Raw genomic sequence first — 21,700 nt, 5'->3', positions numbered from 1 at the left:
GGGATGAGAATTCCGTCACTGACCAGTCTGACCGCCTGGCGGACTTACGTCCGAGATTGGAGACTGCGATGAGCGCGGTGCTCTTCCGCAACGGCCTGGTCCTCACGATGGACGACACCCACACGGTTCACCCCGCCGCCGACGTCCTGGTCGTCGACGACCGCATCGCCGAGATCGGGCCCGGCCTCACCGCCCCGGAGGGCGCCACCGAGATCGACGCCTCCGGCGGCATCGTCATGCCGGGCATGATCGACACCCACCGGCACATGTGGCAGACGGCGATGCGCGGCTACGGCGCCGACTGGACGCTCACGCAGTACTTCGTCTGGTACTACCTGGAGTCCGGCAAGCACTTCCGCCCCGAGGACGTCCACGCCGGCAACGTGCTCGCCGCACTGGAGGCGCTCGACGCCGGCGTCACCACCACCGTCGACTGGTCCCACGGTCTGCAGACCACGCAGCACGCCGACGCGGCCGTCGACGCCCTGCAGTCCGTCCCCGGCCGCTTCGTGCTCGCCTACGGCAACATCCAGCAGGGGCCGTGGGAGTGGTCGGCCAGCCCCGAGTTCCGCGACTTCGTCAGCCGGCGCATCCGGCCCGGCGACGACATGCTCGGCTTCCAGATGGCCTTCGACGTCACCGGCGACCCGGCGTTCCCGGAGAAGGCGGCGTTCGAGGTGGCCCGCGAGCTCGGCGTGCCGGTGACCACCCACGCCGGGGTGTGGGGCGCGACCAACGACGACGGCATCCGGCTCATGCACGAGCACGGGTTCATGACCCCGTCGACGATCTACGTGCACGCGGCGACGCTGACGCACGACTCGTACCACCGCATCGCCGCCACCGGCGGCTCCGTCTCGGTCTCGACCGAGAGCGAGCAGAGCGCCGGGCAGGGGTACCCGCCCACCTGGCAGCTGCGCGACCACGACATCCCCGTCTCGCTGTCGATGGACACGAGCGTCTGGTGGAGCGGCGACCTGTTCTCGGCCATGCGCTCGACCCTCGGCGCCGACCGCTCCCGCGAGCACATGGAGGCCCACGGCCGCGCCGACACGGTCACCCACGTGCACCTGCGCGCCGAGCAGGTCGTCGACTGGGCGACCCGGGGCGGCGCGAAGGCGCTCGGCCTCGACGGCAAGGTCGGCAGCCTGGAGGTGGGCAAGAAGGCCGACGTGGTGCTGCTGAAGAACGACCACTCGCCGGTGATGTTCCCGATCCTCAACCCCTACGGCCACGTGGCCTTCCAGGCCCAGCGCGCCGACGTGCACACCGTGCTCGTCGACGGCCGGGTCGTGAAGCGCGACGGCCGGCTCGTGGACGTGGACCTGGCCGGGGCCCGCGCCGCCGTGGAGCGCACGGTCGAGCACCTCGTCGGGGTCATGGGCGACGAGGCCTGGCGGCGGGGCATGAACCCCGACATCCCGGAAACGAAGGTGCTGGACAATCCCTACACGTACACCGAGTGGGACGCCGGCTCCGCCCAGTGGAAGCATGGCGGGAACGACTGAAGGAGCAGCCGATGGCGCGCGACGCGGGACCGGACTTCATCGAGGCTCTCGCCCGCGGCCTTGACGTGCTGCGCTGCTTCAAGCCGGGCCGCCCGGTCATGACGCTCAGCGAGGTCGCGAGCGAGACCGGGCTGGCCCGGCCCACCGTCCGGCGCATCCTGCTCACGCTGGAGGAGCTGGGCTACGTCCGCTCCGACCGCGGCTTCGCGCTGACCCCCCGGGTGCTCGAGCTCGGCATGGCGTACGTCAACGCGCTCAGCGTCTGGGACGTCGCCCGCCCGCACATGGAGCGGCTCGTCGCGCAGACCGGCGAGTCGACCTCGATGGCGCAGCTCGACGGCTCCGACATCGTCTACGTCTCCCGGGTGGCCGTGCCGAAGATCGTCACCCTGGCGGTGCAGATCGGCACGCGCTTCCCGGCTCCCGCGACCTCCATGGGCAAGGTACTGCTGGCCGCCCTGACCCCCGACGAGCTGACCGCCGTGCTCGACGAGCCCAGCCGGGCCGGCATCGAGCCGCACTGGCACCCGGACCGGGCGGCCCTGGACGCGGCCCTGCGCGAGGTCCGCGCGAAGGGCTGGGCGCTGGCCGACCAGGACCTGGCGCCGGGCATCCGCTCGGTGGCCACGGGCGTGCGCAACGGCGACGGCCGGGTGGTCGCCGCCATCAACGTGACGGTCCACGCCGCCGAGACCTCGGTGGAGCACCTCACCGAGCACCACCTGCCGAAGCTGCTGCGGGTGGCGGCCGACATCAGCCACGACTGGGCGCTGCTGGACGCCGTGCCGGCTACGGTCGCCTGACCTCGACGCCGTGCCCCGCTAGGGCGGCCGTGAACGCGTCCGTCCCGCCGGCGTAGAGCGCCGGCCAGACCGGATAGCCACGCCGGCCGCCGCGCACCCGCAGCATCGGCAGCCGCCCCTTCGCCTCCTGCAGCGCGACCGGCGCGTCCGGCCGCGGCACGATGTCCACGGTGGTGAAGATCCAGCGGTCGCGGCGCACCGCCGTCTCGACGTCGGGCAACGCGATCAGGACCGAGCGCGGAGAGCCGATCTCCACGCCCACCGCCGACACCCGGGTCCAGGCCCGGGTCGGCGAGGCGATCCAGAAGCCCAGTCCGATGCCGATCGCGAGGGGAACGAGCAGCCGCAGCGAGAACGCGTACTCCAGGCCGCGCTCGAGGCTTCCGGCCGCGGCGGCGATGATCGTGTCGGCGGTGGCCACGGCGGCCCAGGTGGCCAGCGCGGAGACGGCGAAGTAGCCCGCCGTCCGCCAGGGCATGGTGCGGAACAGCACGGCGTCGGGCGCGGGGGCCGGCGGCAACATGACTTCATTGTGCAGCCGTCAGTCCACTCGCGGTGACCCGTTGCGGGCCCGTTTGAGCTCCGCGAAGCCCGGCGTCGCCGCCACCGCGAGGACGCCGTCGAACAGGCGGCCCGCGGCTTCTCCCCGCGGTACCGGCGAAACCACGGGACCGAAGAAGGCGGTGTCCCCGACGTGGATCGCGGGCGTGCCGAGATCCTCGCCGACCGGGTCCAGGCCGGCGTGGTGGCTGCGCCGCAGCGCCTCGTCGTATGTGTCCTCGTCGGCCGCCCCGGCCAGCGCCTGGTCCAGGCCCAGGGCGTCGAGGGCACCCTTGTAGAGGGCGGGGCCGATCGGCTCGCGGTCGTGGTGGATGCGGGTGCCGACGGCCGTGTACAGGTCGCGCAGCACCGGCTCGCCGTAGCGCTCGGCGGCCGCCACCAGCACGCGCACGGGGCCGAGCGTGTCGCGCAGCCACTCGGCGTACCAGGCCTCGAGCCCGTCCCGGTCGCGGTTGAGCAGCCAGAGGCTCATCACGTGGAAGCGGGCCGTCACCGGCCGGACGCGCTCCACCTCCAGCAGCCAGCGCGAGGCGTTCCAGGCCCACGGACATTTCGGGTCGAACCACAGGTCAACGTTCGTCACCCCTCGATCAGACGACGCCGGCTTGGTCCGGAGAAGCGCCAATTCGCGGCGCGGTTCACTGGGCCAAGTTCAGCCCGCGGTGCGCACGACCCGGAACGTCAGGCGGTGCCGCAGCCGGAAGCCGAGCGCCTCGTACAGCCGGATCGCCGTCGTGTTCGACGCCGAGGCGTGCAGGAACGGCTGCTCGCCGCGCGCGCGGATGCCGGCCGCGACCGCTCTGACGAGGCGGGTCGCGAGACCCTGGCCGCGGTACGCCGGGTCGGTGCACACCGCGCTGATCTCGGTCCAGCCGGGCGGGTGCATGCGCTCGCCGGCCATCGCCACGAGCTTCCCCCGGTCGCGCAGGCCGAGGTACGTGCCGAGCTGGATCGTCCGCGCCCGGAACGGGCCAGGCTGGGTACGCTCGACCAGGTCGATCATCTCGGGCACGTCCGTCTCATCGAGCCGTACCGCCTCGGGGTCCGCCGCGGCGTCGAGCTCGACGTCGACGAGCTGCACGCCGGGGATCTCCAGCACGACCTCCCACCCGGCGGGCGGCGGGGGAGCGGCGCCGACGACGGTGACCACCTGGCCGGGCCCGGCCAGCTTGGCGAGGTCGTCCCAGACGTCGTCGCCGGCGTCGGGGGCCACGGCGGCGAACGGCGCGACGTCCGGGTGGTAGCGCACCGCCCGCCCGCTCACCTCCGCGAACCGCCGGTGCGGCCCCGCGAGCGCCGCCCACGCCGGACTGTCCAGCACACCGTCCGTCACACCCCCGCCAGGACTCACGACCCCAACGCTAGATCCACGCGGCTGTGCTGTCGATATCCCATTCAAATAATAGGACTTCGCGCCGTCGCTCTCCTCGCGGATGCTCTGGCGGCGCGCGGGCGCCCGCCTGGCCCGTCGGCTGTGGCTGAGACGTTGGTCGATCTACCCTCGCTTTTCGGTCCCGATGTGAGGGTAGATCGACCAACGTCTCACGTTTGTGCCTGCTGCGCCGACGATGCTGGGGTCGCGCGCCAGGCCGCGGTCGCACGCGGCCTCGGGTTGCCTGCCGGGTGGGAGTCGCGCGCGGGGCTCGGGCTGCTCACTGGGCGGGGGCGCCGCGGGATCGGGTCGCTCGCGGGGCCGGGTCGCCCGCTGGGCGGGGCTGGCGCGGGTTCGATCGTGGTGTCACTGTCCGCTGGTCAGCGGGTCTGTCCGTGTGGGTGTCCTGGTGGTGTGTGCGGGTCCCTGTCTGGTTGGCCTGCTGGGGTTGAGACGTTGGTCGATCTACCCTCGCTTTCCGACCCGAACGTGAGGGTAGATCGACCAACGTCGAAAAAATGGGTCCCCCGGCCGCGCCGACGCGGAGGCCGCCCGCAGGGCCGGTGTGGGCTCGATCGTCGCGTCTCTGTCCGTTGGTCAACGGGTGTTGCCGTGTGCCGGCCCGACGCCGCGCTCCGCGATGTCCTGGCGGTGCTTGTGGGTCCTCGCCTGGTCGCCCTGCTTGGGTTGAGACGTTGGTCGATCCACCCTCGCTTTCCGACCCCGACGTGAGGGTAGATCGACCAACGTCGAATAATGAGTCCCCCGGCCGCGGCGACGCGGAGGTCGCCCGCAGAGCCGCCGCAGGCTCGACCCGCGGCGCCACCCGCCGGGGTCAATGGGACTCGCCCCGATGGCACTCCTGTCAGGAACAACAGGAATACCGCTCAAGCACGGTGCGCCCCGGCCAGAGGTTGCCGCGACGGCGTCAAGAACGGGCGGCCTCCAGCGTGGGTAGCGCCGCGAGCAGCTCGCGCGTGTACCCGTGAGCCGGGTCCGTGAACACCGACGTCACCGGGCCCTCCTCGACCACCCGCCCCTCGTGCATCACCAGCACGCGGTCCGCCAAGTGGTGCACCACCCCCAGGTCGTGCGAGATGAACAGCAGCGCCGTGCCGTCGGCGGCCTGCAGGTCGGCCAGCAGGTCCAGGACCTGGGCCTGGATCGACACGTCCAGGGCCGACACCGGCTCGTCGCACACCAGCACGTCCGGGCGCGGGCCCACCGCCCGCGCGATCGCCACCCGCTGCCGCTGCCCGCCCGACATCCGCCGCGGATGCCGGCGCAGGTCAGCCGCGCCCAACCCGACCCGCTCCAGCAGTTCTACCACCCGGTCACGCCGCGCCCGGCCCCGCAACAGCAGCGGCTCGCCGACCAGCTGCTCGACCGTGTACCGCGGATCGAACGAGCTCAACGGATCCTGCGACACCACCTGCAGCCGCCGCCGGTGCGGGCGGCGGCGGCGCTCGGGCACGCCGGTCCACGGTACGTCGCCGAGGCGGACCGTGCCGGACGACGGCTCGACCAGGCCGAGCGCGATCCGGGCCAGCGTCGTCTTCCCCGAGCCGGACTCGCCGACCACGCCGAGGGTCTCGCCGCGCGCCAGGGCGAAGGATACGTCGTTCACCGCGTGCCGGGCGCCGTAGTGCTTGTGGACGCCCGTGGCCGACAGCACGATCCGCTCCGGCGAGACCGCGCGGGGCGGCAGCGGCGTGCGCTCGACCACGCTGAGCCGCTGCCCGCGCGACGCCGCGGTGGGGACGGCGGCGAGGAGCAGCCGGGTGTACGGGTGCGACGGCGCCGACAACAGCGTAGCGGCCGGGCCCTGCTCGACGATCTCGCCGGCGCGCATCACGAGCACCCGGTCGGCGATCCCCGCCACCACGGCGAGGTCGTGGCTCACGAGCAGCAGGGCGGAGCCGGCCGCGCGCCGCTCGGCCAGCAGCCGCAGCAGCTGCGCCTGGACGGTGACGTCGAGGGCGGTGGTCGGCTCGTCGGCGATGAGCAGCGGCGGGTCGGCCGCGATCGCCGACGCGATGAGCGCGCGCTGGCGCAGGCCGCCGGAGAGCTGGTGCGGGTACTGGCGGGCGCGCAGCGCCGGTTCGGGCACGTGGACCGACGACAACAGCGCCGTCACCCGGGACGCGCGGTCGGCCGCGGTGCCGATGCGGTGCGTGCGCAGCACCTCGCCGATCTCCTGGCCCACGGTGTTGAGCGGGTCGAGCGACACGAGCGCGTCCTGCAGCACCAGGCCGGTCGCGCGGCCGCGCAGCCGGCGCCAGTCGCGGTCGGTGAAGCCGGCCGTGTCGCGGCCGTCGACGACCAGCCGATCCGCCCGTACCGTCGCCGAGTCGCCGGCCAGCCCGACGAGCGTCCGGGCGGTCACGCTCTTGCCCGAGCCGCTCTCGCCGACGATCGCCACGCACTCGCCGCGCTCGACCTCGAAGCTGATCCCGCGCACCGCCTCGATCGGGCCGGGGAACGTCACGCGCAGGTTCTCCACGGACACCAGCGGCGCCATCAGTGCCTCCCCTCGAACCGCGCCTGCAGTCGGCGGCCGACCGCGGTGAGCGCGATGACGGTCAGGGTGAGCGTGGCGCCCGGCAGGATCGCCGCCCACCAGGCGACGCGCAGGTAGTTGCGGCTCTCCGAGAGCATCGCGCCCCACTCGGGCGACGGCGGCTGCGGCCCCATGCCGAGGAACGACAGCGCGGCGGCGTTCACGACCGCGGCGCCGAGGCCGATGGTGGCCAGGATCGGCAGCGGGCCGAGCACGTTGGGCAGCACGTGCCGCCAGACGAGCCGCACGCGCGACAGTCCGAACGTCACCGCCTGCTCGACGTAGCCGGACCGCCGCACGAGCAGCGTCTGCGCCCGGACCATCCGGCCGTACCGCGGCGCGAACGCGAGCGCGATCGCCAGCACCAGGCTGCCCGTGCCGGGTTCGGTGAACGCGATGAACAGCAGCGCCAGCAGTACCTCGGGAAACGCCGACAGCACGTCGAGCGCCCGGCTGAGCACCTCGTCGACGGCGCGCGGCGCGAGCCCGGCGACCAGCCCGACGAGCCCGCCGACGACGACCGACAGCAGGGTCGAGGCGACCCCGATGCTCAGCGAGTACCGCGCGCCGTGCACGACCCGGGTGAAGACGTCACGGCCCAGCTGGTCGGTGCCGAACCAGTGCGCAGCGCTCGGCGCCTCCAGCGCGCGCATCGGGTCGGCGGCGAGCGGGTCGGCGCCGGCGACGAGACCGGGCGCGGCGACGGCGACGAGCACCACCGCCAGGAACGCCACGGCGGCGACGAGACCCGGGGCCGGGAGCCGCCGGCGGCGAGGTTCCAGAACGAGGACGGTGGGTGCCTCAAGCGTGATCGCCATCGTGCTCAGCCCTTCCGCAGTCGCGGGTCGATCAGCAGGTACGCGAGGTCGGCCAGCAGGCTGAGCGCGACGTAGATGGCGGCGGCCAGCATCACCACGGCCAGCACCACCGGGATGTCCTTGCTGCCGACGGCCTCGGTGGCGACCTCGCCGAGGCCGGGCCGGCCGAACACCCGCTCGACCACGACGGCCGCGCTCAGCATGAAGCCGATGAGCGTGCCGGCGAGCGTCACCGCGGGCAGCAGCGCGTGGCGCAGGGCGTGCCGCCAGACCAGGGCCAGCCGGGTCAGGCCGCGGGCCCGGGCGGTCACCGCGAACGGCTCGTCCAGCGCCCGCTCCAGGCCCTCCCGGATGACCTGGCTGAGCACCCCGCCGATCGGCAGGGCGAGCGCGAGCGCCGGCAGGACCAGCGCGGACGCGTCGCGGTCGCCGGAGACCGGGAACCAGCCGAGCCGGAACGAGAAGACGCTCAGCAGCAGGATGCCGATGAGGAAGCCGGGCGCCGACACGACGGTCAGCTCGACGCCGGACACCAGGCCGCGCAGCCAGCGCGCCCGGCCGGCGGTGAGCACCGCCAGGCCGACCGCGATGACCACGCTGAACGCCGAGGCCACCAGGGTCAGCTTCACGGTCGGCCAGACCTGGCTGCCGATGATGTCGACCACCGGCCGCTGCAGCACGTAGGAGCGGCCGAAGTCGCCGTGCAGCAGTCGCCAGAGGTAGTCCACGTACTGCACGACGGCCGGCCGGTCGAGGCCGAGGTCCCGGGCGATCTGGGCGCGGATCACCGGCGTGTCGGGCCCGTCGCCCACGAGGGTGTCGATGGTGTCGCCGGGGGCGAGCCGCAGCGCGAGGTACGCCGCGGAGGCGGCGGCCCAGAGGACCACCGCCCCGCTGCCCAGCCGTTTCAGGATCGCGGCGAGCATGGTGCTACTTGCCGATCCAGACGCTGTAGGCGCTGCCCGGCACCCCGGCGGTCGGCTCGAACCGCAGCCCGCCCACCTGCTTCTGCGCCGCGATCTGGTCCTGCGGCGCGTACAGCGGGAGCAGCGTCGCGTTGTCGGCGACCACCGCCTGCTGCAGCTTGAGGTACAGCTCCCTGCGCTTGGCGGTGTCCTGCGTGGCCTGGGCCTGGGCGACCTGGGCGTCGAGTTCCGGCGAGCTGAAGCCGTGCCGGTTGATCGGCGCGCCCTTGGGCAGGATCAGCGTGAGCGCGGCGCCGGCGTCGGTGTCGGCGCGGGAGTTGTCGAAGACCTCGAAGTCGCCCTTGGTGAGCGCGTCGTTCGCGGTGCCCTGGTCGACGACCTTGACCTGCAGGTCGATGCCGGCGGACTGCTTGACCGCAGCCTGCACGGCCTGGGCGAGGATGTCGCGCTTGTCCCGCACGAACGGGGCGGAGAGGAAGATGCGCGCGGTCAGCCGCTTGCCGTCCTTGGTGCGGAAGCCCTCGGCGTCCTTCGTGGCCCACCCGGCCTCGTCGAGGAGCTTGTTGGCGTTCGCCGGGTTGTTGCCGTAGGTCTTCTCCAGCGAGGCGTCGTAGAACTGGCTCGACGGGCTGACGACGCTCCACGCGCGGGTCGCCGTGCCGCGGTACACACCCTGCAGGACGGCGTCGACGTCGACCGCGTCGCGGAAGGCCTTGCGCACCCGGATGTCGTCGAAGGGCGCCCGGGTCTGGTTGAAGTAGTAGTTGTACGCGGTACCGCTGTTGAGGTGCTGGCTGAAGCTGAGGTTCGGGTCGCCCTTGATCAGCTCCTGCTCGGTCGCGGGCACGCCCTCGACCACGTCGACCTGGCCGGAGGTCAGCGCGCCGACGCGCACCGACGACTCCTTGAGGAAGCGGTAGGTGACCTCGTCGAGGTAGGCCGGGCCCTGGTGGCCGGCGTTCTCCGGCGCCCACTGGTAGGCCGGGTTCCGCTTGTAGTGGACCTCCTGGCCCTTCGAGTAGCGGTCCAGGATGAACGGCCCGGTGCCGACCACGTCGGGGCCGCCGGCCTTGAGGTTGGGGCTCTTGAGCGACTTCGGTGAGACCTGCGCGCCCTGCGGCGAGGAGAAGAAGTCGAGGATCAGCACGTCGGGCTGCTTGAGGTGCACCTCGATCGTGCCCGCGTCGACGACCTTGGCATCCTGGTAGTTCTTGAGCTGGGTCGAGGCCACCCCCGGGGCGTAGCCGGGCACCAGCAGCTGGTCGAGGTTGGCCTTGACCGCGGCGGCGTCGAACTGCTCGCCGTCGTGGAAGGTGACGCCCTCGCGGAGCTTGAAGGTGTACGTCAGGCCGTCGGCCGACACGTCCCAGGACTTGGCGAGCCAGGGCAGGTAGCCGCCCTTGTCGTCGTGGGTGAGCAGCGCCTCGAAGCTGTTCCAGACCAGCAGGCGGGCCTTGGCCTGCGCGTACTGGTGCGGGTTGAAGGTGATCGGCTCGGTCTCGACGGCCCAGGTGAGCGAGCCGCCCTGGACCGGGGCGCCGGCGTCGGCGTCGGGCTCCGCGGCGGCGCCGTTGCAACCCGACAGGAGTAAGCCGACGGCGGCGAGCACGGCAAGGTATCTACGCATAGAAGATCCTCAATGTACGTGGCGAAAGTTCGAACGTGCGGCGTGGGTGTGTGTGGGTCGGAGCCGGGCTCACGGCGTCACGTCCCGTCAGTGCAGCAGCGCGCATCGGCGCAAGTCAACGAACCGAGGTCCGCGTCACGAACCCCTGGCCAAATCCATATCTTCCACGTAGGATTAGTCGGCTATCGCTTCGGAGGTGCACCATGCCGAGACTGCCGCGCTCCAGCCGGCTCGCCAGCCCAGTCGACACCGCCGCGTACGGGGAGTACCGGGTCGTCCGCGACCCCGGCGACCCCCGGCCGCTCTACCGTTTCGCCGGCCGGATCACCGAGGCCGAGGCCGGCCGCTACCACGTCTACGCGGGCTGGTTCTGCCCGTGGGCCCAGCGGATCACCATCACCATCGAGCTCGCGGGCCTCCGCGACGTCGTCGGCGTCTCGTACGTCGACAACGCCCGCGACGGCCGCGGCTGGGCCTTCCGCGAGCGGTACGGGCCCGACCCCGTGAACGGCTTCACCCTGCTGCGGCAGGCGTACGAGGCCACCGAGCCCGGGTTCGACGGGCACGTCTCGGTCCCGACGCTGTGGGACCGGGCGACCGGCCGGGTGCTCAGCAACGAGTACAAGACGCTGGGCATCGACCTCGCCACGAGGTTCCGGTCGATCGCCGCGCCGGCCGTCGACACCTATCCGGAGGCGCTGCGCGACGAGATCGAGGCGCTCGACGAGTGGCTGAACCCGGCGGTGAACCACGGCGCGCACAAGGCCGCGACCGACCCGGAGGCCCGCACCGCGCTGCTCGACGCCTTCGCGACGCTGGACGAGCGCCTCTCCACCCGGCGGTACCTCACCGGCCCGGGGATCACCCAGGCCGACGTGCGGCTGTGGGTGACGCTCGCGCGGTACGGCGAGGGGCTGGCCGACTATCCGCACCTGTGGGCCTACGCCCGGGATCTCTACACCGTGCCGGCCTTCCGCGACACCACCGACTTCAGCACGTTCGGCACGCCGAACGTTCTTGACTGGACCACGCCGGCCGAGCGCCCGGAAGGAATCCCCGCATGACCCAGGAGCTGCACCTCGCCGTCGCCCTCGACGGCGCCGGCTGGCACCCCGCGGCCTGGCGCGCCGCCGGCGCCCGGCCGGCCGACCTGTTCACCACGGCGTACTGGCTGCAACTGGTCCGCGAGGCCGAGCGCGGCACGCTCGACCTCGTCACCATCGAGGACTCGCTCGGCCTGCAGTCCGGCGACTTCATGGCGCTCGACGGCCGCGCCGACCGGGTCAAGGGCCGGCTCGACGCGCTGCTCATCGCGGCGCGGATCGCCCCGGTCACCCGGCACATCGGCCTGGTACCGACGGTCACCACCACCTACACCGAGCCGTTCCACGTCTCCACCCAGCTCGCCACGCTCGACTACCTCAGCCGCGGCCGAGCCGGCTGGCGGGTCCAGGTCTCCGGCCGCCCGAACGAGTCCCGGCACTTCTTCGGCAACCGTACGACCGGCATGGAGGCGATCGACGAGCTGTTCGCCGAGGCGGCCGACCACGTCGAGGCCGTGCGGCGGCTGTGGGACAGCTGGGAGGACGACGCCGAGATCCGCGACGTCGCCACCGGCCGGTTCGTCGACCGCGACAAGCTGCACTACACCGACTTCAGCGGGGAGTACTTCAGCGTCAAGGGCCCCTCGATCACGCCGCGCCCGCCGCAGGGCCAGCCGGTCGTCACCGCCCTCGCGCACCAGCGGGTGCCCTACGAGTTCGCCGCGGCCAACGCCGACGTCGTCTTCGTGACCCCGGCCGACGCCGGGCAGGCGGCCGCGATCGCCGCCGAGGTGCGCTCGCTCACCGACCGGCCGATCCAGGTCTGGGCCGACGTCGTGGTCTTCTTCGACGCCGCCGTGAAGGCACGCCTGGACTCGCTCGACCAGGTTTCGAGCGACGCGTTCAGCTTCACCGGTACCCCGGAGCAGCTCGCAGATCTCCTCGTCGAGTGGCAGGCGGCCGGCCTCGACGGCTTCCGCCTGCGGCCCGGGGTGCTCCCGGCCGACCTGACCGCCATCGTCGACGGGCTGGTGCCGCAACTGCGCACCCGCGGGGCCTTCCGCAGCGCGTACCAGGAGACCACGCTGCGCGGCCACCTGGGCCTGCCCGCCGCACCGAACCGCTACGCCGCCGGAGTGACCGCATGACGAAGCAGGTGATCCTGGCCGCCCACTTCCCGGGCGTCAACAACACCACCGTGTGGAGCGACCCCGCCTCCGGCAGCCAGATCGCGTTCGAGTCGTTCGAGCGCTTCGCCCGTACCGCGGAACGCGGCCGGTTCGACTTCTTCTTCCTCGCCGAGGGCCTGCGCCTGCGCGAGCAGCGCGGCCGCATCCACGACCTCGACGTCGTCGGGCGCCCCGACGCCCTCACCGTGCTGGCCGGCCTCGCCGCCGTCACCACCCGGCTCGGGCTCACCGGCACCGTCAACGCCACCTTCAACGAGCCCTATGAGCTGGCCCGCAAGCTGGCCAGCCTCGACCACCTCTCCGGCGGCCGGGCCGGCTGGAACATCGTGACCTCGTCCGACGCGTTCACCGGCGAGAACTTCCGCCGGGGCGGCTACCTCGACCGCGCGGACCGCTACACGCGCGCGGCCGAGGTGCTGCAGACGGCCCGCGAGCTGTGGGCGACCTGGCCGGCGGACGAGGTCGTCGCCGACCCGGCCGGCGGGGTGTTCGTGCGGCACGGGTCGCCGGGCCCGTTCGTCCACAAGGGACAGCACGTCGACATCGAGGGGAACTTCACCGTGCCGCGCAGCCCGCAGGGCCGCCCGCTCATCATCCAGGCCGGCGACTCGGGACCGGGCCGCGACTTCGCCGCCCGGGACGCCGACGCCATCTTCTCCCGGCACGGGACGTTCGACGACGCGAAGGCGTTCTACGCCGACGTGAAGGGCCGCATGGCCCGGTTCGGCCGGCGGCCCGACGAGCTGAAGATCCTGCCGGCCAGCACGTTCGTCCTCGGCGACACCGAGGAGGAGGCGCAGGAGCGGGCCCACCAGGTCCGGCGCCAGCAGGTCAGCCCGCAGACCGCGATCCTGCTGCTGGAACAGCTGTGGAACAAGGACCTCAGCGACTTCGACCCGGAGGGGCCGCTGCCCGCCTTCGACCCGGTCCTCGACGACGACTCCATCATCAAGGGCCGCGCCCGGATGTTCGACGACCGGATCGCCACCGCCAACGAGTGGCGCGCCCTGGCGGCGTCGAAGCGCCTCGGCATCCGCGATCTCGTCATCGAGGTCTTCGGCCGGCAGACGTTCATCGGCACGCCGGCGTCGGTGGCCGAGACGCTGAACCGGTTCGTCCAGGAGGACGCGGCCGACGGCTTCATCCTGGTGCCGCACATCGTGCCCGGCGGGCTCGACGAGTTCGTCGACCGGGTCGTGCCGCTGCTGCAGGAGCGCGGGGTCCTGCGCGCCGACTACACCACGACGACCCTGCGCGGCCACCTCGGACTGGCGCATGAGTGAGCCGGTGTACCACTGGTTCCTGCCGACCGGCGGCGACGACCACGCCGTCGGCGCCGGCACCCACGGCGGGATCATCGGCGCGCAGGACGCCGGGCCGCTGCCCCGCTCGGCGACCCACCGGGCGCCGACCCTCGACTACCTCACCCAGCTCGCCCGCGCCGCCGACCAGCTCGGCTACGCCGGCGTGCTGACCCCGACCGGCGTGCACTGCGAGGACGCCTGGCTGACGACGGCCGCGCTCATCGCCGCCACCCGCCGGCTGCGGTTCCTCGTCGCGTTCCGGCCCGGGCTCGTCGCACCGGCGCTCGCCGCCCAGATGGCGGCGACGTTCCAGCGGCTGTCCGGCGGCCGGCTGCTGCTCAACGTCGTCATCGGCAGCAGCGCCGCCGAGCAGCGCGGCTACGGCGACTTCCTGGACCACGACGCCCGGTACGAGCGGGCGGGCGAGTTCCTCGACGTGGTGCGCAAGGCGTGGACCGGCGAGCGGTTCGACCATCAGGGCCCGCACTACCCGATCGAGGGCGGGCTGCTGCGCGAGCCGCCGCAGACCAGGCCGGCCGTCTACCTCGGCGGTTCGTCGCCGGCCGCGGTCCGGCTCGCCGCGCGGCACGCCGACGTGTACCTCACCTGGGGCGAGCCGGTCGAGCAGGTCGCCGAGAAGGTGGCCAAGGTGCGGGCCGAGGCCGCGCGCCCGATCCGCTTCGGGATCCGGTTGCACGTCATCACCCGCGCCACCGCCGACCGGGCGTGGGACGACGCCGAGCGGCTCATCGCCGGCCTCGACGACGAGACGATCCGGCAGCGGCAGGCCAGCCTGCGCGGCCTCGACTCGGTCGGCCAGCGCCGGATGCTCGACCTGCACGGCGGCGACCGGGACCGGCTCGTCGTCGCGCCCAACCTGTGGGCCGGGATCGGGCTGGTGCGCGGCGGCGCCGGCACCGCGCTCGTCGGCAGCCACGCCGAGGTCGCCGCCCGCATCGCCGAGTACCGCGCCGCCGGCATCGACGAGTTCATCCTCTCCGGCTACCCGCACCTGGAAGAGGCCTACGCGTTCGCGGAAGGTGTGTTGTGAAGTTCCTGGCCATCACCCTCATCGTCCACGACGGCAAGAAGTCGCCCCGGGACCGGCTGCGCGAGGTCGTCGACAACGCGGTGCTCGCCGAGCAACTCGGCTTCGACGGCTTCGGCGTCGGCGAGCGGCACGAGCGGCCGTTCATCTCCTCGTCGCCGCCGGTCGTGCTGAGCCACATCGCCGCGCGGACCGGCACCATCCGGCTGTTCACCGCGGTCACCACGCTGAGCCTGCTCGACCCGGTGCGCGCCTTCGAGGACTACGCCACCCTGGACAACCTCTCCGACGGGCGGCTGGAGCTCATCGTCGGCAAGGGCAACGGCGCCGCCCAGGCCAAGCTGTTCCACGTCACCGCCGACGACCAGTGGGACCGCAACCGCGAGGGCTACGAGCTCTTCACCAAGCTGTGGCGGGAGGATCGGGTCACCTGGTCGGGCCGGTTCCGCCCGCCACTCGACGACGCGGAGGCGCTGCCGCGGCCGCTGCAGCAGCCGATCCGCATCTGGCACGGCAGCGCGACGAGCAAGGCCTCGGTCGAGCTCGCCGCGCTGCACGGCGACCCGCTGTTCTCGGCCAACGTCACCAACCCGGTCGAGCCCTACGAGGAGCTGGTCAACCACTACCGGGAGCGCCTCGCGCACCACGGCTGGCCGGCCGAACGGGCGCTGGTCGGCGCCGGGAGCGCGGGCTTCTACGCGGCGCGCACGTCGCAGGAGGCGATCGAGACGTACCGCCCGATCTTCGACGCCCGCCTGGAGACCTTCAAGCGCTACGGCGTCGCGCCGGTGTTCCCGACGCTGGAGGACGCGATCGAGCGCAGCTCCATCCTGGTCGGCAGCCCGCAGCAGATCATCGACAAGGTCCACCGCTACCACGCCCGCCTCGGCCACGAGGTGATGCACGTGCAGGCCGACGCCGACGGCCTGACCGACAAGCAGCACCGCGCGTCGCTGGAGCTCTTCCAGAGCGAGATCGCCCCGGTGCTGCGCAAGGAGCTCCCCAGCCGCCCGTTCCCATCGTCGTTGTCGGAGGCCGCGCGATGACCGTCCCCCTGTCCATCCTGGACCTCGCGCCGATCAGCTCCGGCAGCGACGCCGGCCAGGCCCTGCGCAACACCGTGGACCTCGCCCGGCGGGCCGAGCGGTTCGGCTACCACCGCTACTGGGTCGCCGAGCACCACTTCGCCGACGGCGTCGCCAGCGCCGCCCCGGCCGTGCTCATCGGCCTCATCCTGGCGGGCACCGACCGCATCCGGGTCGGCTCGGGCGCGGTCCAGGTCGGCCACCAGACGGCACTGTCGATCGTCGAGTCGTTCGGCCTCCTCGACGCCGTGCACCCGGGCCGGCTCGACCTCGGCCTGGGCCGCTCCGGCCAGCGCCGCGCCGAGGCGGTCGCCGCCCTCGCCGCGCCCCGCCCGGCGCCGCGCACCGGGTCGCAGGTGGTCGACGGCCTGCTCATCCCGCCGCCGTTCGACTTCTCGAAGCTCGTCGCGTCGCCGCGCTGGGGCGCCTACGCCGCCCTGCTCCAGCAGCCCGAGGCGGTGTCCCCGGACTTCGCCGAGGTGGTCGACGACATCCGCGCGCTGATCGCCGGCACGTACGCCCGCGACGGCGTGGACGTGCACGCCACCCCGGGCGAGGGCGCGAAGGTGGAGCTGTGGATCCTGGGCAGCAGCGCCGGCCAGAGCGCGACGGTGGCGGGGGAGCGCGGCCTGCCGTTCGCGGCCAACTACCACGTGAGCCCGGCGACGGTCCTGGAGGCGGTGGAGGCGTACCGCGCCGCGTTCCGCCCGTCGGAGGTCCTCGACCACCCGTACGTCCTGGTCTCGGCCGACGTCGTGGTCGCTCCGACGACGGCGGAGGCCCGGCACCTGGCGTCGGGCTACGGCCTGTGGGTGCACAGCATCCGCACCGGCCGCGGCGCGATCCCGTTCCCGACGCCGGCCGAGGCCGCCGCGGCCCCCTGGACGGCCGAGGACCAGGCCCTGGTCCAGGACCGCCTGGACACCCAGTTCGTGGGCACCCCCGCCGAGGTGGCCGCCCAGCTGCACACCCTGCAGCGCGCGACGTCGGCCGACGAGCTCCTGGTCACGACGATCACCCACGACCACACGGACCGCGTCCGCTCCTTCGCCCTGCTCGCCGAGGAGTGGCACGCCTGACCCCCCTTCGCGTCGATCTTGCACTCGTGGTGCCAGGACGCGCCCAGGATGTCCGGGTTTGTCAGGCACCACAAGTGCAAGATCGACGCAGTAGGGTCGGGCGGGTGGAGTTCGAACAGTGCGTCGCGCCGCTGCGGGGGGAGCTGCTCGCCCACTGCTACCGGATGCTCGGGTCGCTGCACGACGCCGAGGACGCGCTGCAGGAGACCATGCTGCGGGCCTGGCGGGCGATCGGCACGTTCGAGGACCGCGGGCCAGGGTCGGCGCGGCCGTGGCTGTACCGGATCGCCACCAACCGGTGCCTCACCATGATCGAGCAGCGGGGGCGGCGGGAGCTGCCGGCCGACCCGTCGCCGAGCGCCGAGCCGCTGTGGCTGGAGCCGTTCCCCGCCGGGCCGGAGGACGGCGTGCTCGCCCGCGAGCACCTGGAGCTCGCGTTCGTCGCCGCCCTGCAGCGCCTCGCGCCGCTGCCCCGGGCCGTCCTGCTGCTGCGCGAGGTGCTCGGCTTCTCCGCGAAGGAGGTCGCCGGCCTGCTGGACTCCTCCGTGCCGGCGGTGAACAGCGCCATGCAGCGGGCCCGCAAGGCGGTCGGGCCGCCCGTCCCCCCGACCGACACGGATACCCGCCGGGCCGCCGCGGCGTGGGCCGACGCCTGGGAGGCCGGCGACGTCGACGCGATCGTGCGCCGGCTGACCGAGGACGCGCGTTACTCGATGCCGCCGCTCGTCCAGTCGTATCGCGGGCGCGCGGCGATCCGCGGGTTCCTCCTCGACGGCCCGCTGCGCCACCGCTGGCGGTTCGTGCCGGCCCACGCCAACGGTCAGCCGGCCTTCGGCACCTACCGCTGGGACGGCACCCGGTTCGTGCCCGGCGGCCTCGACGTCCTCACCCTGCGGGACGGCCGGGTCGCCGAGGTCGTGTCGTTCCTGGCGGCCGACCTGACGAGGTTCGGCCTGCCGGACGCGATGGATTTCGCGCCGCCCGCGGGTAGTACCGGGTGACATTCCCGATTCTGGAGGTAACCCGGTGCTGCTCAACGGCAAGAACGCCATCGTCTACGGCGGCGGCGGCGCGATCGGCGGCGCGATCGCCCGCTCCTTCGCCGCCGCCGGCGCCACGGTGCACCTGGCGGGCCGCACGGCCGCGACGCTGGAGGCCACCGCGGGGCCGATCCGCGCCGAGGGCGGCACGGCCTTCGTCGCCGAGGTCGACGCGCTGGACGAGGCCGCCGTCGACGCCCACGCCGACGCGGTCGCCGCGACCGCCGGCTCGGTCGACGTCTCGGTCAACGTCATCGCGGACTACGACGTGCAGGGCACGCCGATGGTCGAGATGGCGGCCGACGACTACCTGAGCCCGATCCTGACCAACGTCCGCTCGAAGTTCCTCACCACCCGGGCCGCGGCCCGGCACATGCTCCGCCAGGGCTCGGGCGTGCTGCTGTTCTTCGGCGGCGCGTCCGACCCGGCCCCGCTGCGCGACTACAGCATCGGCGGCCTGCAGACCGCGTTCGAGGCGGTCGAGCAGCTGCGCCGCCAGCTGGCGACCGAGCTGTCCCCGCACGGCGTCCGGGTGGTGACCCTGCGCACCGGCGGCATCCCGGAGGCGATCCCGGCGGACTCCCCGGCCCGCAAGGAGGTCGAGGCGATGATCACCGCCAGGACCCTGACCGGCCGGCCCGCCACCCTGGAGGACGTGGGGCGGGTCGCCGTCTTCGCCGCCTCGGACTGGGCCCGCACCCTGACCGGCACGGCGATCAACATGAGCTGCGGCGCCATGCTGGACTGATTCCCGCACCTTTCCTACACCGCCGCCGGTCGGTGCCGATCGGGCCGGTATGAGACTCGGTGCGTCGTTCGACAACCTGTCGCTGCGGACGAAGATCACGGCGGCCGTGCTGGTCGCGGTGGCCGGTGGCCTGATCGTCGGGGCGATCGCCGTGCGGAACGTGCGCGGCCTGAACCAGGACGCGGCCGCGGCCCAGCGCACGAGCATCGCCTCCCTGACGGCCGCCGGGTCCCTCGCCAAGAACATCGAGGGGTTCGGCGGCAACGTCTCGGCGCTGCGGCTGTACCCGTCGCTGGCGGACCGGATCCAGCAGAACCTGGCGAACAACCGCGCCGCCGTCGAGCAGGCGCTGGACGACCTGGACGCCAGCCTGGCCTCGGCCCCCGGCGGGCCGGCGCTGGTCGCGAAGGCCCGCAAGGACTGGACCGCCTACACCGACTTCATCGCCGTCGACCGCTCGAAGTTCACGCCGGAGCAGCTGGCGGGGGTCACCCAGGAGTACGACACCCGCTACGGCGCGCTCGGCGCGGACCAGGCCGCCGTGCAGGCCGCCGCCCAGGCGCAGGCCGACGCCAGCATCAAGGCCGCCGGGGACCGGGCCGCCAGCGCCACCCGGAACGTGAGCATCGTGCTCGCCGCCGGCGTCGTGCTCAGCCTGCTGCTCGGGATGCTGGTCGTCGCGCGGGTGCGCCGGGCCGTCGGCGGGGTGCTGCACGTGGCCGACGGGCTGGCCGAGGGCGACCTCACCCGCTCGTCCGGCGTGACCGCGACCGACGAGGTGGGCCGGATGGCCGCGTCGCTCGACCGGGCCATCTCCCGGCTGCGCGCCGACGTCACCCAGCTGGCCGGCAACGCGGGCACGCTGCAGGACGCGGCCGGCCGGCTGACCTCGGTCTCGCAGGCCGTCGACACCACCGCCGGCGAGGCGTCGCGGCAGGCCGGGACGGTCGCGGTGGCGGCCGGCGAGGTCTCCGGCGACCTGCAGGTCGTCTCGGCCGGCTCGGCCGAGATGGGCGCGTCGATCCGGGAGATCAGCCGCTCGACCTCGGAGGCGACCACGGTCGCCGCGCAGGCCGTCGAGGTGGCCGACGCGACGAGCTCCACCGTGGCCCGGCTGGGCGAGTCGTCGACCGAGATCGCCACCGTCGTCAAGGTCATCACCGCGATCGCCGAGCAGACCAACCTCCTCGCGCTGAACGCGACCATCGAGGCGGCCCGGGCCGGCGAGGCGGGCAAGGGCTTCGCCGTGGTGGCGAGCGAGGTCAAGGACCTGGCCCAGGAGACCGCGAAGGCGACCGAGGACATCGTCGCCCGCGTCGGCACCATCCAGTCCGACACCAACAGCGCGGTCGGCGCGATCGGCGAGATCTCGGCGATCATCGAGCGGATCAACAACATCCAGCTCACGATCGCCTCGGCCGTCGAGGAGCAGTCGGCGACGACCGAGGAGATGAGCCGGACCCTGGCCCGCGCGGCGAGCGGGGCCGGCGGGATCGCCTCGACGATCTCCGGCGTGTCCGACGCGACGCGCCGGACGACGGACACGGTGGCCGACACCCGCCAGGCCGCGGACGAGCTGGCCGGCATGTCCGCGCAGCTCCAGGCGCTGGTGTCGCGCTTCCGGTACTGACAGTGATCTCCGACTTTTTCGTAAACAACCCTTCCCATTAATTAGTTCGGGACGCAGAATAAGCCGGACGCATCGATCGCCGACCATCGATTCGGAGGTACCCCCCATGCGTCCTATCCGAAGGCTCGTCGCGGCCGCCGCCCTGGCCGTGACGCTCACCGGAGCGCTCGCCGCCATCGAGCGCCCGCAGGCCGCCAACGCCGCCATCGGCGGCATCACCTGGCAGGACGAGTTCAACGCCCCGGCCGGCACGCCCGTCGACACGTCGAAGTGGGCCTTCGACATCGGCGGCAGCGGCTGGGGCAACAACGAGCAGCAGTACTACACCAGCAGCACGTCGAACATCGTCCAGAACGGCCAGGGTCAGCTCGTCATCACGGCGCGCAAGGAGAACCCGGGCAACTACCAGTGCCACTACGGGTACTGCCAGTACACCTCGGCGCGCATCCGCACCTCGGGCAAGTTCACCCAGCGGTACGGCCGCTTCGAGGCCCGGATCAAGATCCCCAAGGGGCAGGGCATCTGGCCCGCGTTCTGGATGCTCGGCGACGGCACCGCCGGCTGGCCCACCCAGGGCGAGATCGACATCATGGAGAACATCGGCCGCGAGCCGAACACGGTCCACGGCACGGTCCACGGGCCCGGCTACTCCGGCGCCGAGGGCATCGGCGGCGGGCGCACCATCGGCGCGCCGCTCGGCGACGGCTTCCACACCTACTCGGTCGACTGGTCGCCGAACCTCATCCAGTGGTTCCTCGACGGCTCGGAGTACTTCCGGATCACCCCGGCCAACCTCGGCGGCGACCGCTGGGTCTTCGACCACCCGTTCTACATGATCATGAACGTCGCCGTCGGCGGCTACTGGCCGGGCTACCCGGACGCCTCGACCGTCTTCCCGCAGCAGATGCTGGTCGACTACGTGCGCGTCTCGGCGTACACCGACGGCGGCGGCGGTGGGGGCACCAGCGCCCTGCGCTCGAACTTCAGCAACCGCTGCATCGACATCCCGGCGGCGAACCCGGTCGACGGGGCGCGGCTGCAGATGTACGACTGCAACGGCACGGCCGCCCAGCAGTGGACCTTCAACGCCGACGGCACGCTGCGCGCCATGGGCAAGTGCATGGACCCGGCCGGGGCCGGCAGCGCCGACGGCACCCCCATCCAGCTGGTGACCTGCAACGGCAACCCGGTCCAGCGCTTCACCCTGTCCGCCGCCGGTGACCTGGTCAACGTGTCGGCGAACAAGTGCGTCGACATCAAGGACTGGAACAGCGCCAACGGGGCGCAGCTGCAACTCTGGACGTGCGGCGGCGGATCCAACCAGAAGTGGAGTCGTGTCTGATCGTTCCCTTCCCTTA

General features: G+C 72.9%; 19 protein-coding genes. 12 read left to right on the top strand and 7 right to left on the bottom strand.

From position 1 onward, the window contains the following. Positions 1 to 68: 68 nt before the first annotated feature. Together IEZ31_RS11805 and IEZ31_RS11800 are read left to right on the top strand one after the other, a co-directional pair. Complete coding sequence (locus IEZ31_RS11805) at positions 69 to 1,508, top strand: amidohydrolase family protein (protein ID WP_190249833.1); 1,440 nt, start codon at positions 69 to 71, stop codon at positions 1,506 to 1,508. A gap of 11 nt (positions 1,509 to 1,519) precedes the next feature. Further along, entirely contained in the window at positions 1,520 to 2,311 is a 792-nt protein-coding gene (locus IEZ31_RS11800) for an IclR family transcriptional regulator domain-containing protein (protein ID WP_190249832.1), read from the top strand. Here the strand turns inward: IEZ31_RS11800 and IEZ31_RS11795 are convergent. The 7 genes from IEZ31_RS11795 to IEZ31_RS11765 form a co-directional block, all read right to left on the bottom strand. Then, positions 2,298 to 2,834, bottom strand: a complete 537-nt coding sequence (locus IEZ31_RS11795) for a hypothetical protein (RefSeq protein WP_190249831.1) — start codon at positions 2,832 to 2,834, stop codon at positions 2,298 to 2,300. The genes IEZ31_RS11800 and IEZ31_RS11795 overlap by 14 nt on opposite strands. Positions 2,835 to 2,852: 18 nt before the next feature. Beyond that, entirely contained in the window at positions 2,853 to 3,455 is a 603-nt protein-coding gene (locus IEZ31_RS11790) for a mycothiol-dependent nitroreductase Rv2466c family protein (RefSeq protein ID WP_190249830.1), read from the bottom strand. A gap of 69 nt (positions 3,456 to 3,524) precedes the next feature. Then, positions 3,525 to 4,223, bottom strand: coding sequence for a GNAT family N-acetyltransferase (locus tag IEZ31_RS11785; RefSeq protein WP_229834735.1), 699 nt, complete (start codon positions 4,221 to 4,223; stop codon positions 3,525 to 3,527). 949 nt (positions 4,224 to 5,172) lie between these two features. After that, positions 5,173 to 6,765, bottom strand: a complete 1,593-nt coding sequence (locus tag IEZ31_RS11780; RefSeq protein ID WP_190249829.1) for a dipeptide ABC transporter ATP-binding protein — start codon at positions 6,763 to 6,765, stop codon at positions 5,173 to 5,175. After that, a complete protein-coding gene (locus tag IEZ31_RS11775) occupies positions 6,765 to 7,622 on the bottom strand; it encodes an ABC transporter permease (RefSeq protein ID WP_190249828.1) in 858 nt (285 codons plus the stop codon). The genes IEZ31_RS11780 and IEZ31_RS11775 overlap by 1 nt, the downstream gene beginning before the upstream one ends. Positions 7,623 to 7,627: 5 nt before the next feature. After that, positions 7,628 to 8,548: an ABC transporter permease gene (locus tag IEZ31_RS11770; RefSeq protein ID WP_190249827.1), complete on the bottom strand. Its 921-nt coding sequence runs from the start codon at positions 8,546 to 8,548 to the stop codon at positions 7,628 to 7,630. Between the two features lie 4 nt (positions 8,549 to 8,552). Then, positions 8,553 to 10,175 (bottom strand): ABC transporter substrate-binding protein, encoded by a 1,623-nt coding sequence (locus tag IEZ31_RS11765; protein WP_190249826.1) that lies wholly within the window; start codon positions 10,173 to 10,175, stop codon positions 8,553 to 8,555. A gap of 203 nt (positions 10,176 to 10,378) precedes the next feature. Here IEZ31_RS11765 and IEZ31_RS11760 point away from each other — a divergent pair, with 203 nt between their 5' ends. The 10 genes from IEZ31_RS11760 to IEZ31_RS11715 all read left to right on the top strand — a co-directional run bounded on the left by IEZ31_RS11760 (position 10,379) and on the right by IEZ31_RS11715 (position 21,684). Beyond that, the gene (locus tag IEZ31_RS11760) at positions 10,379 to 11,239 is read left to right on the top strand and encodes a glutathione S-transferase C-terminal domain-containing protein (protein ID WP_190249825.1); all 861 of its coding nucleotides are present in this window, start codon (positions 10,379 to 10,381) and stop codon (positions 11,237 to 11,239) included. After that, positions 11,236 to 12,366, top strand: a complete 1,131-nt coding sequence (locus tag IEZ31_RS11755; RefSeq protein WP_190249824.1) for an LLM class flavin-dependent oxidoreductase — start codon at positions 11,236 to 11,238, stop codon at positions 12,364 to 12,366. The genes IEZ31_RS11760 and IEZ31_RS11755 overlap by 4 nt, the downstream gene beginning before the upstream one ends. Next, positions 12,363 to 13,691, top strand: coding sequence for an NtaA/DmoA family FMN-dependent monooxygenase (locus IEZ31_RS11750; protein ID WP_190249823.1), 1,329 nt, complete (start codon positions 12,363 to 12,365; stop codon positions 13,689 to 13,691). The genes IEZ31_RS11755 and IEZ31_RS11750 overlap by 4 nt, the downstream gene beginning before the upstream one ends. Then, positions 13,684 to 14,763: an LLM class flavin-dependent oxidoreductase gene (locus tag IEZ31_RS11745; RefSeq protein WP_190249822.1), complete on the top strand. Its 1,080-nt coding sequence runs from the start codon at positions 13,684 to 13,686 to the stop codon at positions 14,761 to 14,763. The genes IEZ31_RS11750 and IEZ31_RS11745 overlap by 8 nt, the downstream gene beginning before the upstream one ends. Continuing rightward, positions 14,760 to 15,806 carry an LLM class flavin-dependent oxidoreductase gene (locus IEZ31_RS11740; protein WP_190249821.1) on the top strand — a complete coding sequence of 349 codons (1,047 nt, stop codon included), beginning with the start codon at positions 14,760 to 14,762 and terminating at the stop codon, positions 15,804 to 15,806. The genes IEZ31_RS11745 and IEZ31_RS11740 overlap by 4 nt, the downstream gene beginning before the upstream one ends. After that, on the top strand, positions 15,803 to 16,924 hold the full coding sequence (locus IEZ31_RS11735) for an MsnO8 family LLM class oxidoreductase (RefSeq protein WP_190249820.1): 1,122 nt from the start codon (positions 15,803 to 15,805) through the stop codon (positions 16,922 to 16,924). Before IEZ31_RS11740 ends, IEZ31_RS11735 begins: the two co-directional genes overlap by 4 nt. A gap of 74 nt (positions 16,925 to 16,998) precedes the next feature. Beyond that, entirely contained in the window at positions 16,999 to 17,925 is a 927-nt protein-coding gene (locus IEZ31_RS11730; RefSeq protein WP_190249819.1) for an RNA polymerase subunit sigma-70, read from the top strand. Positions 17,926 to 17,950: 25 nt separating this feature from the next. Then, positions 17,951 to 18,712, top strand: a complete 762-nt coding sequence (locus tag IEZ31_RS11725; RefSeq protein WP_190249818.1) for an SDR family NAD(P)-dependent oxidoreductase — start codon at positions 17,951 to 17,953, stop codon at positions 18,710 to 18,712. A gap of 49 nt (positions 18,713 to 18,761) precedes the next feature. After that, positions 18,762 to 20,342 carry a methyl-accepting chemotaxis protein gene (locus IEZ31_RS11720; RefSeq protein WP_190249817.1) on the top strand — a complete coding sequence of 527 codons (1,581 nt, stop codon included), beginning with the start codon at positions 18,762 to 18,764 and terminating at the stop codon, positions 20,340 to 20,342. 106 nt (positions 20,343 to 20,448) lie between these two features. Further along, positions 20,449 to 21,684: a glycoside hydrolase family 16 protein gene (locus IEZ31_RS11715; RefSeq protein ID WP_190249816.1), complete on the top strand. Its 1,236-nt coding sequence runs from the start codon at positions 20,449 to 20,451 to the stop codon at positions 21,682 to 21,684. The last annotated feature ends 16 nt before the right edge of the window (positions 21,685 to 21,700 follow it).

The sequence above is a fragment of the Dactylosporangium sucinum genome (assembly GCF_014647515.1).
Classification (GTDB): Bacteria; Actinomycetota; Actinomycetes; order Mycobacteriales; family Micromonosporaceae; genus Dactylosporangium; species Dactylosporangium sucinum.
This window is presented reverse-complemented; position numbering and strand designations above follow the sequence as displayed.